Below are 14,843 nucleotides of genomic sequence, written 5' to 3' on the forward strand. Positions count from 1 at the left end.
CTAACCGCCCAATATTTCGTCCAGTTTCAAAATGCCCACAAGCTTGTCTTCCTGTTGACCCACACCATGGAATAAACCTTCACGGTTACGACCATATCCGCCGGTTGGCGGATGTATTTCCGAATATGTGGTTACCTTGTTCACGCGATCCACGATCAAGCCAATATATTCTTCCTGATGCCGAACTACGATAATACGAGTCGCTCTGGTGTCCGGTTCATCCGGCATACCCAGCAGGTTCCGCAGACTCATCACACATACAACCTTGCCACGCAGATTAACTACCCCTTTAATCTCTGGGCGGCTGAATGGGATATCTGTGATGCTGAGCATTTTAATGATTTCGTGAATTTCTTCTATTCGAATGGCGCAAGTCTCTGCACCTACAGACAGTTCAATATATTGTTCCTTCTGAAGTGAAGACATCGATTCACCCTCAATTCAATTTTTTTAATTTGTTTTGAAGGCAGCTGCAGAATTCGCCAGCTCTTCCGCCAGATGTGCCAAAGACTGGCAGGTTGCCGCAGTCTCTTCTGACGCAGCCGCAGATTCCTCACTGGAAGCTGAGATGGATTCAACAGAACTCATCACTTCTGCCGCTTGAGCCGCCTCTTCCTCACATGCAGCTGCGATTTCGTTTACTTTCTGCGAGGAGTTATTGACCATATCAATAATCTGATCAAACGCCTGTCCAGTCATGGAAGACTGCTCAACACTGGCTGCTACGGCTTGCACACTTTGTCTCGTATTTTCCTGCATTGCTTTGATGATGGCTGTAATTTCTTTGGTCGCCTCACCACTTCGTTCGGCAAGCTTCCGGACTTCATCTGCTACTACGGCGAATCCTCGCCCTTGTTCTCCCGCACGTGCCGCTTCAATTGCAGCATTCAGCGCAAGCAGATTGGTCTGCTCAGCAATATCGTCAATCACTTCAATGATGTCACCAATTTTACGAGAATCATCTTCAAGCTTGGTCATTTTTGTATTAACAGCTTGCATACCTTCCAATGAAGTCTGTACAACAAGTCCACCTTCACGAGCAGTCTTCACCGTATCGTTGGACAGTTCAGCCGCTTCTTCCGCGCTTGCAGCGACGGAGTTAATGGCAAGTGAAAGCTCCTTGAACAATTCGGAGATATTTCCCGCCTCACTGGATTGGCTTGTGCTGGTGCTCGCAATTTCCTGTGTGCTGGCTGAGATCTGTTCCGAAGAAGCAGCAACACTTTGGGAGTTCATCACGATATTGTTAATTAACTCTTTCAGATTATCGACCATCCGATTCAGTGCCGCGGCTAGTTGACCCACTTCATCTTTGCTGGAGATGTCTGACTTAAGGGTAAGATTTCCGTTGGCAACTTCCGTAGCTAGACCCAGCATGGCCATGAGTGGCTTCGAAATGGAGCGAGAGATGATATATCCAATGAGGATACTGAAGAGTACGGATAGAACTACAAGAATTATCGTTACTTTAAATGCTTGTGAATAGGCAGCCTGAGATTGTATATTCGCCTGTTCAGCCAAACTTTCATTAAGGTCGATTAAGTTGGTAAGGAGCTCAACAATTTTGTCCCCTTGTGGTTTAAGCTCAATTTTAAGGTAGGTATTAAAGGCACTTTGATCATCTGCGACAGCCAGATTAGTTGCTCGTTCAAACATTGTTAAATAACCTGGATATTCCGCATCAAAATTACGGAGTAACTCTATTTCTTCAGGGGTTGTTGCAAGCGGACGATAGATGGTCAGGCGATCATTCACACTCTGACGGATCGAAGCGATGTTCTCCGTGATCCGAATTTTTTCGGTTTCTACGGTTTCGAAGCTCAAATCACGCACGTTCACACGCATTCTTTGATAATCAATCTGAGCAGAGGATAATTCTTTGACAGAGATTAGATTGTTGTTATACATCTCTTGCATTCGTTCATTCGTACTTCTCAATGTTACTACAGAGTAGACGCCAAGCCCCGCTAGGATTATCGACACAATTAAAAACGCTGAGATAATCTTTGTTGCTGTTTTCAAATTTCCAAACCACTTCATGTAATCTCCTCCTAGGCATCGTAGTGTCCAGTTATGTATATAACGCTTGGTAAACCCTTCTCTAGTTCGCGCTCCAGACAACTTACGATCTATTTCGACATAAATATATTAAAACTGAATAGGAGATTTTTATTTCTATAAATTTGCACTATTATGAATTTTTATTTCAGATATAAAGAATCTTCTTTTTAATATAATTTATACTTTTTACCTATTAAATTGATTTTTCCATTTACATATATACGTATAATCAATATTCTTCATTGACTTACACATACATCTCCATACAAAATTTCATGTGACATGGTCTTCTTATATTTACATAAGAAGTTGTATAGTTCTTACGTCTAACAAATATCATTTTTGATGCAAAAAAATTATGTATTTTGCTGTACACACTCAACATTTCAAGACTTAAGTCTAATAAATCCTTACTCATACTGAGTCCATTTTCCCATAAAAAAACCAAACCCGAATCAACAAAGTTTGGTTTTGAAGCGAAAAAATACACTTTAAATTAACACAAAATCCATTTAAAACTAATCACTTATGTGTTATATAACTGCTCCAGCTCCATTAAGCGGTCCTTAATCCTGTGCGGAATAATACCAAACAGATTATCCCACGTCATGAACATCTCCGGTTTTAGTAAATAATCTTCGAACTCCATGGTAGGTACAAACGCTTTGGTCTGCAGATAACGCTCCACCTGAGCATCGATCTGTTCATTTGTTTCAAAATAATCTTGAAACAACTCATTCACAAGTAGCCCATCACATCCAGCTTCGGCGCCTGCTGCACTATACAGGTTTGGCAATAACTCAAATACAACCGGAAGTGGTGAGAAAGCATGTTTGCCAGGCTGCGAGTACAGACATACATGATGTCCAACCACATTGACCCGTTCCTTCAACAATCCGCGCAGTACCTTCCCATGAAAGCTGGCTTCACAGTCCACTACCTCTCCGTCATGACCCACATAAACCCATACATGCTCCATTTCATACAGATGTCCAATCTCATAATCCCACCAGATTGCATATTCAATTACATATTGTACTACCTCGGTCGGAAACTTAATGTCCCTTCTGAACGATGGTGAAGGCCCAGATTGATGCAACACAGAAATGCCAACAAAATCAGGATAAAAGGGTTCGGCTCTGTCAAACATCAAAATAGGTGCATAACTCATTGCAGTTTCAAGCGTTTTCATTTCTGACATGTTCATTCATGAGTCCTCCGTTTTGGTTGGATGTTCATACTATACTAACAGAGAACGTAACACACTGACTCAGGCATTTTGAATTTTTATCATACGATTATTACATTGACACATCAAAAAGCCTGCAACTGATATTCTCCAGTTACAGGCTGTGTACTTTGATAATGAATAAGGAATCTTGACTTAAGATTTCAGCTTATTGGATGGTGACACGGACGTCTTGGAAGGTGAAGTCGATTGATCAGAAACCTGCGTATCACACCCTATTGGAGGGCCCAGAATGGCATCATTTTTAATGGAAGCAACAGCTCTCGCATATGCCTCTTCATCCAAACAGTACGCGCGGTGAGCCACCTCCGGCGGTGTAGCTGCCAAGAAATCCGCTCCAAACACAATATCAGGCGTTGGTTGATCGAAGATAGTTAATACATATACATCATCTGTCTCAGCCACAAACCAGTGAAACCAGCCTTTCGGAAATACCACAACCTGACCTGGTTTCAGACGATATGTCAATCGTTCACGTGTAAACGGATTGAAGACTGACGCTGTAATTTCACCGGTGATAACCACAACCATCTCCGTGACATTGGTGTGCCAGTGCGGCTGCACAATAATTCCTTTGCTTAAGTACACGTTGAAGAAACCATTCGCAATGGTCGGCAGCTGTTCTCCAAACAACTGGGTTATATAGTTGCGTGAATCCCTCTGATAGTTGACAACCGCATTGGAATCGGCAGCTAACGGAACATTCGGGGCTTGCAAAATCGGATTCATCATACGATCATTTCTCCTCCTTGGGCGTACATCTCATTGTTGTACTGTATGCCGGAGAATAGAAAGATAATACCGTTGACACATGTTATATATTGTTTTGATCCTGAACTTTAGGTTTCTTAGAATCATGTATAAACAAACTAGACTTGACCAGGGAATCTGCCTCCGGCTGCAATGCCTTGGGGTGATATGTGATCAATCTGGTTCATCTCATCATCCGTAAGCGAAACCTGTAGCGCCCCTAAGTTCTCGTGAACTCTTTCCAGGTTGCGAGTCCCCGGGATCGGAACGATATGTTCTCCCTTTCCAAGCAACCAAGCCAGAGCAAGTTGAGAGACTGTACATCCTTTTTGCTTAGCCATCTCTTGGATCAATCCAACAACCTCCAGATTTTTCTGAAAGTTCTCACCTTGGAAACGCGGATAGTGACGACGATAATCATCTTCCGGCAGATCGTCTATGGAACGGATCTGACCTGTCAGGAAGCCCCGCCCCAATGGACTGTATGGAACCAAGCCAATGTTCAATTCATGCAGGACAGGCATAATCTCATCCTCAAGCTCTCGACTCCATAATGAATATTCGGTCTGCAACGCTGTAATCGGATGAACAGCATGTGCACGCCGAATGATCTCTACTGGCGCTTCGGACAAACCAATATATCGAATCTTCCCCTGTTGAACCAGATCGGCAAGCGTGCCTACCGTCTCTTCAATGGGTGTATTCGGATCAGGACGATGTTGATAATACAGATCGATATAATCCATTCCCAGGTTGTAGAGACTCGCATCTACTGATTTTTTGATGTAGGCTGGATCTCCCTTGGGGCCCTGCGTGTGTGTTATACCAAATTTGGTGGCAACGATTGCATTGGATCTTCGACCTTGAAGCGCGCGTCCAAGCAGTTTTTCATTCCCTCCAAATCGCTGTTTTTCATACTCTCCGTACAGATCCGCCGTATCAAACATGGTGACTCCTGCATCCAGCGCACCCTGAATGGTATGTACAGATTCGTCATTATCCGGCATCATCATCACACCCAGGCCGAGCGCAGATATTCGTAATTTATCATTTCCCAGTGTTCTTGTTTTGAGCATGTGGCTCCCTCTTTTCATCTTGAAATAGAAACGTTAACTAGATACGTATGAACTTGAGTTCATTCTATTTCACTCCCGAGGTCCCAACCACACTCTGTTTATGCTAGTAAAGAAATTACCAGTTTGATCAATTTTCTATATGGAAACAGGAACGTAAATACAACAATGAATGCCTGATTGGCTGTTCAGATTATTCATGGAAAAGATATCGTATGCATGCACAACGCCATCTGCCCGATCCGTCGTTTCAAGCAGGACACGATTGACTTGTTTCAGTTCAACTTGGTGCAGGTTCCAGATCGTTCGGAAGTCTATACTTTCTTCACTCAATTGTTTCACGATTCTGCTAAACTCGGGGTCACTCGGATACTTGTCATAATACGTACGGAATACGGCTACCGAGTGCCGCGCGAATTCCTCCCAGTTGTGCATACGCTCCCTGAGCGCTGTATCCAGAAATAAAATCCGCATCATTAAACGCTCATTCATATTCATCGACGAGAAGTTGAAGAGGTTCATATCTGCAGCTTCATTCCAGGCAAGTACCTCAGAACGTTCATTGGTAATAAAGGAAGGATGAGTCAACTGGCCAATAATGCTCTGCCACCCTGGCTCCAGTTGTGAATACGAAGCAAGGAATTCATGTTCCGTATTAGGGTCCCATAAGTCAAACAGATGACTCTTCTCTTCCAGGGTTAAACGGAGCGCATTCGCTATACTCTGCATCACTTCTCGTGAAGCCGCCAACTCCCTCCCCTGTTCGAGCCACGTGTAATACGTTGCACTGACACCAGCCAATACCGCTACTTCTTCCCGCCGTAGACCAGGTGTTCTTCGCTGTCCATAAGATCCTGACAATCCAACTTGTTCCGGTTGAATGCGGCTTCTCCGCGATTTCAAAAACTCACCCAGTTTTTTGTTACGGCTCATACTTGTATCCATAGACATCGTTCCTTTTTATAAAAGTATTCAAGCCTATTCGACTCTATCCAAAATGGTAGTCTCTGAATGACTCTGATATAATCCATCTATTATTAGTTCTACAGAATACTTGGTTTACAAGTAGCTTAGCATCGATTGATACAGAGCGAAAGGAGCATAACATGATTCCCAATGTTGGAGATGTGTACTGCGTGTACGTCGAAAAATTACAACAATATACAGCCTGCCAGGTAACTGGACTGAAAGAAACAGAGGGTAAAACTTCTGACACGCTTGCCTCCGTCCTTCAGTTGGATTGGACTGGTGATCAACTGCCTAATGAAACGCAGCTTCATCAGATGAAACCACTGATCTGTAATTTTTATTTCTGGAATGATCGACTTGCCCATAGTTTCGTGAGTGCTAATGTTCCTTCACAGTATGTGCTTGCAGGCAATATCCCTCCGCTCTACACCGAGGAAACGAATACGTATGGCGGAGGCTGGCCGATCGGAGAAAGTCTCTATCTCCAGCGTGAATGGGAAGGTATCGATGCGATCCGAAGAGCGCAGTTCAAACAAGCTTCGGATGATCACGAAGATGTGATGGTTGGCGATCGTGTAATGCGGCGCAGTACGAGTACACTCCGCGATTTCAACCCTACATCTTCTGAAGATGTAGCCGAACTCGCAAAGCTACCTTGTCTGACACATATTGAAATGGATGGATATACGGAATCAATCTTTCCATTTATAGAGGACAACCCGTTCATTAATGAACTTCATATCATACATCATGGTCAAACGATGCTCGATATCAGCAACAGCCATCTGACCAAACTTATTGTGGATGTCAGCGGGTTGAAGGAGTTAATTTTGAACACAAAGATGAAAAGTCTGAATTTCACAGGAGAGTTGTCTCCTGATCTGCGTATCTTGGCTTATGAAGACGGTAAATGCGTCACTCTCAATGTTCCATCTGGCCTGCCACAGGTTACGGGTATCTCACGACTTGAAGGTCTGCATATCAGAGATATCACGGAGCTCAATCTGGAGCCACTTGTTCAGTATTATCCTGAGCTTTCAGAGTTGCGATTGTGGGGTAAACCCGGCAATGTATACCATATAGAATCGATTCAGCATTTGGCAAATTTGCAGACCTTCACTACATATGACCTGTTCGGCTTCAATGGTGAAGAATTCCCTGATCCAGAGCAACTTCCACAATTGGCTACGCTGTGGCTAACCAGCCTTCCTGCCGATGCAGCCAAATCGATCAAAACAAGATATAAAAAATTCGCTGCTGCCGGACTTGATATGGAGATCACCAAAGCACGCAAACCGGAATGGCTTGCGGAGAACCTGAACAATCCATTTCGGGATTGGGATGGGCGGGGCCACATCAAGGCGGCACAAGCCAAAAAAGCAGCTCAATTGTACAAGCAGTGCTTGAAGGAAATCCGGCAATTAAGTCAAGATTTTAACAATCAGGAAGCTGTGCACAAACAGCTCGTCTCCATGGTTGAGAACTACACACAGACCTTCAACAAGATGGATGCCAAGTCCGGCTTTATTGAAACTGTTGAGCGGGAAGAGATTTATGTTGTTCTAACGGAGTTGCTGGATCAATTACAGCAGTATTTGGAACTGCGTCAAGATGATTTGATTAAGGTTAATCACGAGGAATTATATGAGATATTTGATCGTTTGAGGGATTTCTAGTTCACCAATAAACCGTTGTTTACACAAAAAGGGTCCTGTTATGAACATTAGTGGACCCTTTTATTGCATGAGTAGAATTTCTTGCACTCTATTTTCAATAAGACGACGTGACTCATACATGACAAGTGCTCTCTCTCAATTTATGGAGCTGGTGGGCATAACTTAATTGTGATTTATTCCCATATGCTAACTAGCGTGTTTGGCGTGAGCCTTTCTCCGCCAGAATTGCCGCGGCCTCGCCCATCTCAAAGCAATTCGACATGACTTGGGCAGAACCTTGGGTCGCTCAAACGGACTGCTTCATGTGATTGATCCTAAAATGGCTGCAAAGCACTTCGCTGCATTAACGTTTTTATTGGTATTCAATCAACCGGGAAAAATCGGGACGTTAGAGGAGGAACAAACTAAACATATCATCACCGAAGGCGTACGCGTCTTTCTTTGCGCTTATGCCCCACAACGTAAATCTTAAAATCGCCATTGTAAATGCCTTTTTTTCCGAATAAATTCCATAATCTAATCGATCTGCGACTTCATTATCAGTGGTAAACACAAAAACGGAACGAAGCATGCTGATACCCTGCTTCGTTCCGCCCATCTTTTTATCTTCGTCCCATTTCGTTAGTGAACTTGCTCTAATCTAAAGCAACTCTTTATTGAATGGAAAACACTTCTTTTTTCAATAATTCTTCTGGCGTCTGCCCTATCACATCACTGTGAAAATAATCGCGTATAACGCCATCTTGAAGATAGTTGGCGATCGATACCATAATCATCCCTTGATCCAGTGCCAGATAAGCTTTTGTAAGTTCTCCCGTTTCAACATTGACTGAGTCATAGAGACCATATTTACCTACCATTTTGAATTTCTTTAAAGCTTTAATGTTCTTTCGAACAGCTTCAGGGGCATATTCCAAGGCAAGGAATGATGCGTGTGCTGTTACCGTTGCTCCATCTTTATAACCTGAGGTACCCAACGGTGTTGCTGCAAACTCACTGTAACCTGTCGGAGTGGCAGAAGGTGAGAAGCCCCATGCGGCATACCCTTTTTCTTTGGCATATTCGATTTGCAATTCGACATGACGCTGGTTGTTCAATCCCAAAGCTTGAGTACCCAGGTCTTTTTCCTTTATGACCATACCGGGCATAAGAGCTTCAAACATACTACCTCCCCAGCTTGGTACGAACTTTTTATCATTGTATACATAACTTCCTTCAAACACATCCACTCCATCGTACTTAACGGATTTGCCTTGAGGAATCTGAGCTTGCCAATCCCATTCTTGGGGTAATGTGCGATACATCTTCCACCAATGATCTTGGGGAACGTCACCTTTCCCAATGGCAATATAGCTGCCTACACGTGGTTCCGTATAAAACATCCCATAATGGTGGTCCGTCAGCGCGCCTTTAGCCACATCATAACCTCCGCGGAATTGGCCGACTTCAGGATCATATAGCGGAGTATAATTCATATTTGTAACTAACTTGCTTGTTTCCCCATGAAGTTCTTCATAGGCTTGCCCAACAACAATTAAACCAGCGGATAACCAGCCATTATCGACTTGGGAAATAAATTGTCCCCAATCTTTCTTCACTGATCCGTCATCTGTGTTATACCAGTTATAAAATAGACCGTTCCACTTTTCTAACTTTTCGAGGGAATTTATAGTTGTTTGCAGGCGATGTACAGCTTCTTTCTTTGAAATAATGCCCAATTGTTGCGCTGAAACGGTACTCATCATATACATTGCGATGTTTGTGGGCGAGGTACGTTTAGCTTCTTCTATCCCGTTTTCAGTGTGCCGTACTTCATCGTAAGTCAAGCCGGTGCTCTGATCCGTATAGTCCTCAAAAAACGTATAGGTCTTATATGCAATCGCTTTCAATTCTGCTCGGAATCCAATTAAATTGCTTGAGTCACCTGCTGAAGCCATAGGAGTTAAAGCTAGATTAGCTAACAGACAAAAAGTTAAAATGAAGCTGAATTGTTTTACTTTTTTCATGATTTTCTCCCTTCAAATGGATTCGAAACGTTTCGTGTATATGTTATCATAATTTTCCCATTTCCGTAAACAAGAAAATAGAACGCTTACAAATACTGAATATAATATGGATTATTAATAAATGTAAATTCGAAACGTTTCATTAAAGGGACCACATTAAGGTAACTCACGTGGAATTATATGACGTATTTGATCGTTTGAGGGTCTTTTAGATTCAAAATTGAAGAGATAAAAAGCCTGACTCCATAGGAATCAGGCTTAACCCTTCACGTATCCATTCTGAACCGTTCTAATTTGCTACAACTGTTGTTCCGCAATACTCGCAGTCCGTTGATTGCTTAGGAAATACTTTTGCCTTCGCCCCACATCCCGGGCAACTCACTGAAATAGGCCTTTGTGGCTCTTCAACTTTTTCATCGACTTTCTCTTCAGTGTTTTCCTTATCCGAAAAATTGATCTCTGTATAGTTAATTGTATTATGACTGCTGTAATTCACGGTGTTGCTATTGTAATTTGAATAAGTACGTGGATTCGGAGTTTCGCGATCAAGATGACCTCCATAGTCTCCTCCATAAAACTTTCGTTCTGGGACACGCTTTTTACTAACACGTTTTTTCCTAAGCAATTTAATACCAAAAAACAAAAATAAAAATTCAACGATAATAATTTCAACTACAAGAACTATATTCAATTGATCTACGATATTCTCTTCCATAAGTAATCGTATGGGTATAGCAATGGCATAAAACATGAAAAAGAGTCCAAATAACTTCCTTAACAACACGATTCCTCCTATGCAGTTTACGAGATCCTCATCGTTGTTCCGCAATACTCACAATCCGCAGACAAAGTAGGATATACCTTTACCTTGGCTCCACACCCTGAACAATTCACGGCTACAGATTCTTGAGGTGTCTCGTCATATTTCTCATGATGCTGATCTTCCTGATCTTGCTTATCATTAGAATCATAATGCTGGTATGGATTAGTGTTAGAATGAGATTTAGGTCGACCACACATTTTAATGCCTGTAACAAGTACGATAACCCCAGGGATAAAAAGAATAATTGTACTGATAATGGCCGTTTCTGTTCCTTCGGATATTAATATTAAAGATAACAGGATCGTCACGGACGAAAGGATAATGAATAAAATGCCAAAAAATTTCTTCACCGCGTTTCCTCCTGCAATTTATGATTTGCTTGTCATGATCTGTTGATTGCGCTCTTTCAAACGGAACTTTAACTGGGATAGTTGCGAAGCAAAACGTTCACTATTTACCAATTCCCCTGCTTCGTACTGATTTGCAAGCTCACTGTTCATCAACTCAATGTCCAGCAAGATCTGGCGGTCATTTTTCTCAAGGGAATCCGGAGTGATTGGGTCACTATACTTTACAAGTTCAATTAATGACTGAACGGTTTTGCGCTCCTCTTCCACAGTTAGGACGGAATGTTGCACCATGGTATGAAGCAATTGCTGTAAGGCTTTTTCGATTAATTGTAAGTTTGCGATTTTTGTATGTTCATCTGTTTCATGACGGCGCACACTCTGAATATAGATCATAATGATTCCGCACAAAATAATTGCGATCGCAATCGTTAACGTGTGTAACAATACGAACCAGCGAAGCGCATGATCTGCTGAACCTGTTAACAACGTGTAGATCATCACACAAATCAGATAAATACCTAATACTACACCTAAAGCTGTGTAACCTGGAACAAACCGTTTAAACCGATCCATATTTTGCATGATGAACCGCGCGTAGATCCAAATAGCCGTAATCGCTACATAAGAAGCAACGAGATTCATCCAAAAAGAAAACGACAGAAGCGCATGATTAAACAGCGTAAAAGAAACGATTGATGATACTAACATGCATATTAAATAGACGACATCCAAAATCAAGAGATTGCTCCGTTTTGCCATCACTATGCCTGTCCTCCTTCTTGCAGATTGTTTCCGCAATCGAGACAGAACTTCTGGCCGGGTTTTACTTCATGTTGGCATCGACTACATTTCAAGCTTAAACTTGTGCCACAGTTGCCACAGAATTTTGTATGACCGGAATTCATATGGTTACAATTTGGGCATGGGCTAGGCATCGGTTGATGACATTGGATACATTCCAATACGTTCTCCGCATTATCCGCCCCACATGAAGGACATGCATGGTATTTGTCACCACAGTTAGGACAGAATTTGGTTCCCTTTGGCAAGGCATGTCCACAATTGTTGCAATCTGTTGTTGCTACCGATTTTTCGGCTAATGAATTGCCACATTTGCTGCAAAAAGAGCTGTTCTCCTGATTCGGATGATGGCACTGCTTACATATACTTACTGCAGGCGTTTCCTTCGTAGACATCACTTTAGACATCTGGGACATCTCGCCACTGAAAGAACCACCCAGACCAACCCCCATGCCCATACCAAGCCCTGCGCCCATGATGTCTGACTGCATGCTTCCTTCATTCTTCGCTGCACCTTCAAGCGTATCAAACGAACGTTCTTGCTGATATGTGTACCCAATAATATCCATCTCAGCTTTGCGTGCCAACGCTTCTCTTAATCGAATGACTGAAGGGTCTTCTTCAGGCAGATTAACATTGTGAATATACAGGTTGATTAACTCAATACCAAATTCTTCAAAAGTAGAAGCTACCGTATCTGCAAAATGTCGTGATATCTCGGCGATATATGCATTGATCTCCAAAACACTTACTTTTCTATGTATTAGATATGATGACAACATGGAGTTAATATTCATGATAATCAACCCACGGAAGTAATTAATCATATTAGCTTGGTTAAACTCAGGCAGTGTTCCCACAAGCTTGACCAAAAATTTTCGTGAATCCGAAATTTTAATTCCCATTTGTCCAAATGTTCTTACGGGAACAATAATATTATACTTGGGATCCTGGATCTGAATCGGATTCGCCGTTCCCCATTTAACGTCCAATGCGCTTACTTGATTGACATACCATACTTCTGCTGCAAAAGGTGACTTTCCTCCGAACGGAAGGTTAACGAGACGGTTCAAGATTGGGATATTCGCAGTACTCAGCGTATGCCTTCCGGGTCCAAACATATCAAGCGCTCTTCCATCCTTGAAAAGAATTGCTTGTTGAGATTGATTCACAATTAACTGAGTCCATGTTCCCAGTTCAGTCTCGGGATGTTTCCAAGCAAACACATCAGGTGAGCCATCATACTTAATTACGTCAATAATCGCCATGTTCAATTCCTCAATTCAGTATTAGATTACTATAATTTACTAAAAAGTTCTTTTGCTAAAACACTGATTCTACACTATTTCCTATATTTAATTGTCTTTCATCTACTTGTTCCATGTTTAGGCATTGATATTTTACCATTTCTAACCTTAATACGCACTAACATAGTTCATTTTTCATATGATATTTTTCCTATATTGGCATGTTCATATTAGTAAAAACCTCTTCCATATGTTCATAGGAAAGAGGTTAACTATATAACCACAAATTATGAAAAATCAAAATCTTAGCTTGAGTATCCACTCTCGATCATAATCAACATTCCAATTTTGAAACCACTCGCAAAAGCCTCTTTTGAATGTATAGAGTGGACTTGATCCATCATATCAAACAATACCTCGAGTTGTTTAAAGTCATCCTCCGAAAGCTTTCTCTGAAATTTTTCGATACAAGCTGTAATCTCCTTATGAATAGATCGATACTCCGAATCTTTAGGAACAATATTCTCCTCTGGCCTCAGATTACCATAATAGATTTCTTCTATTATATTTCCCACATCACAGCCCTCCTTCCTCTAATAAATGTCTTGTGCTCTTCTCATGACAATTATATAAGTTTGACAGACAATGCTAGGGAATTATGCAATATTCGCATATGATTTCTTATATCTTTCAAAGGTTATCGCATTTTGCATGCTTGCTTTGACATAATAATGTAGCGATTGTTGAGCCCTACCTCGGGAGTATGCTAAGATAATGGACACCGATTGCTACAAAATCCTATAACAAATCAACCGCACAGAAAGGACACTATGAATCCTTCATCACTGTCATCCAAGTTACAACAAATCATTCCGCCGCTGGATCTGCGAAGCTGCCTCGTCAGCGTACGCGGTGAGATTATGTACGAACACTACCGCAACCAAGAGGCTGCGACCGATATTGCAAAAATCAATTCATGTACCAAGAGTGTGATATCCGCACTCATCTGTATAGCGATGGATAAAGGCTTGTTGCCAGAGGCATCAGCCCCAATCTCCACCTTTTTCCCACAGTTGACATCCGATCCTGACCTGCGTAAACCTTCGATCACGCTGGAACATCTGCTTACCATGACAGCCGGATTCAATTGGGATGAGTTCGGCGGGCAAAATTCATTCCCACGCATGACCCGCACCGATCATTGGGTGGATTTTGCGTTGGAACAACGCCTAAGCCATGAACCGGGTACATATATGGAGTACAACTCCGGAGTATCACAGATCCTATCCGCCATCCTGATGCAAAATACAGGTATGAACGTAGCCGAGTTCGCGGAACGTTATCTTTTTGGCCCGCTGGGAATTAAGGATTATGAATGGGAAAGCGACCCTCAAGGTGTACATACTGGCGGATTCGGTCTTAAAATGTTACCCGTAGATCTGCTGAAATTCGGTCAGCTGTTTCTACAGCAAGGTATGTGGGAGGGGGAGTCTCTCATTTCAAGTGATCTCGTATCTCGTTCGACGCAGCCTTTTATTACAGTCACTCCACCGAATCACGGCAGTTATGCTTGGCATTGGTGGGAGGATGTCTATCCGAATGAAAGGTCTGCCACTGAAAATATTGCTGCTGTAGACGACAAATCCAATCTCCATTATTATTACGCGCGAGGATTTGGTGGTCAGTATGTATATATTGTCCCAGAGCTCGAACTGGTTACCGTGTTAACCAATGACAAACGAAAGAAAGAGAAACCTCCACTGGATGTTTTCCCTCGATTAATTGCCCCTGAGCTATGGAAAATGTTATAAACACAAGCAGTCCTTTTACCCTGTTTG

15 protein-coding genes are annotated in these 14,843 nt (G+C 42.2%); 3 read left to right on the plus strand and 12 right to left on the minus strand.

Annotated features, from left to right (window positions below):
* From BS614_RS21820 to BS614_RS21845, 6 genes are all read right to left on the minus strand, one after another.
* Positions 1–426 carry a chemotaxis protein CheW gene (locus BS614_RS21820; RefSeq protein WP_017687852.1) on the minus strand — a complete coding sequence of 142 codons (426 nt, stop codon included), beginning with the start codon at positions 424–426 and terminating at the stop codon, positions 1–3.
* Positions 427–450: 24 nt separating this feature from the next.
* Positions 451–2,040, minus strand: a complete 1,590-nt coding sequence (locus BS614_RS21825; RefSeq protein WP_074095549.1) for a methyl-accepting chemotaxis protein — start codon at positions 2,038–2,040, stop codon at positions 451–453.
* Positions 2,041–2,587: 547 nt separating this feature from the next.
* Complete coding sequence (locus BS614_RS21830; RefSeq protein ID WP_074095550.1) at positions 2,588–3,268, minus strand: hypothetical protein; 681 nt, start codon at positions 3,266–3,268, stop codon at positions 2,588–2,590.
* A 177-nt stretch (positions 3,269–3,445) separates the two neighbouring features.
* Entirely contained in the window at positions 3,446–4,042 is a 597-nt protein-coding gene (locus BS614_RS21835; RefSeq protein WP_074095551.1) for a cupin domain-containing protein, read from the minus strand.
* A gap of 137 nt (positions 4,043–4,179) precedes the next feature.
* On the minus strand, positions 4,180–5,136 hold the full coding sequence (locus tag BS614_RS21840) for an aldo/keto reductase (RefSeq protein WP_074095552.1): 957 nt from the start codon (positions 5,134–5,136) through the stop codon (positions 4,180–4,182).
* Positions 5,137–5,271: 135 nt separating this feature from the next.
* The gene (locus BS614_RS21845; protein ID WP_074095553.1) at positions 5,272–6,078 is read right to left on the minus strand and encodes a helix-turn-helix transcriptional regulator; all 807 of its coding nucleotides are present in this window, start codon (positions 6,076–6,078) and stop codon (positions 5,272–5,274) included.
* 161 nt (positions 6,079–6,239) lie between these two features.
* Between BS614_RS21845 and BS614_RS21850 the strand changes: the two genes are divergently transcribed.
* Together BS614_RS21850 and BS614_RS21855 are read left to right on the plus strand one after the other, a co-directional pair.
* A complete protein-coding gene (locus tag BS614_RS21850; RefSeq protein WP_074095554.1) occupies positions 6,240–7,778 on the plus strand; it encodes a hypothetical protein in 1,539 nt (512 codons plus the stop codon).
* Between the two features lie 319 nt (positions 7,779–8,097).
* Complete coding sequence (locus BS614_RS21855; RefSeq protein ID WP_244898352.1) at positions 8,098–8,250, plus strand: TetR family transcriptional regulator C-terminal domain-containing protein; 153 nt, start codon at positions 8,098–8,100, stop codon at positions 8,248–8,250.
* A gap of 181 nt (positions 8,251–8,431) precedes the next feature.
* Here the strand turns inward: BS614_RS21855 and BS614_RS21860 are convergent, their stop codons facing one another.
* From BS614_RS21860 to BS614_RS21885, 6 genes are all read right to left on the minus strand, one after another.
* Positions 8,432–9,784, minus strand: a complete 1,353-nt coding sequence (locus BS614_RS21860) for a glucoamylase family protein (RefSeq protein WP_074095555.1) — start codon at positions 9,782–9,784, stop codon at positions 8,432–8,434.
* A 289-nt stretch (positions 9,785–10,073) separates the two neighbouring features.
* Positions 10,074–10,565 carry a hypothetical protein gene (locus tag BS614_RS21865; protein ID WP_074095556.1) on the minus strand — a complete coding sequence of 164 codons (492 nt, stop codon included), beginning with the start codon at positions 10,563–10,565 and terminating at the stop codon, positions 10,074–10,076.
* Positions 10,566–10,585: 20 nt separating this feature from the next.
* A complete protein-coding gene (locus BS614_RS21870; protein WP_074095557.1) occupies positions 10,586–10,957 on the minus strand; it encodes a DUF3784 domain-containing protein in 372 nt (123 codons plus the stop codon).
* A gap of 18 nt (positions 10,958–10,975) precedes the next feature.
* The gene (locus BS614_RS21875) at positions 10,976–11,719 is read right to left on the minus strand and encodes a hypothetical protein (RefSeq protein ID WP_157116169.1); all 744 of its coding nucleotides are present in this window, start codon (positions 11,717–11,719) and stop codon (positions 10,976–10,978) included.
* Entirely contained in the window at positions 11,719–13,026 is a 1,308-nt protein-coding gene (locus BS614_RS21880; RefSeq protein ID WP_074095559.1) for an SPFH domain-containing protein, read from the minus strand. Before BS614_RS21880 ends, BS614_RS21875 begins: the two co-directional genes overlap by 1 nt.
* Positions 13,027–13,310: 284 nt before the next feature.
* Positions 13,311–13,580, minus strand: coding sequence for a DUF6809 family protein (locus BS614_RS21885; protein ID WP_074095560.1), 270 nt, complete (start codon positions 13,578–13,580; stop codon positions 13,311–13,313).
* Positions 13,581–13,835: 255 nt separating this feature from the next.
* On the opposite strand from BS614_RS21885, the gene BS614_RS21890 reads away from it, so the two are divergent.
* Entirely contained in the window at positions 13,836–14,816 is a 981-nt protein-coding gene (locus tag BS614_RS21890; RefSeq protein ID WP_074095561.1) for a serine hydrolase domain-containing protein, read from the plus strand.
* The last annotated feature ends 27 nt before the right edge of the window (positions 14,817–14,843 follow it).

It is taken from the genome of Paenibacillus xylanexedens, from assembly GCF_001908275.1.
GTDB lineage: Bacteria > Bacillota > Bacilli > Paenibacillales > Paenibacillaceae > Paenibacillus > Paenibacillus xylanexedens_A.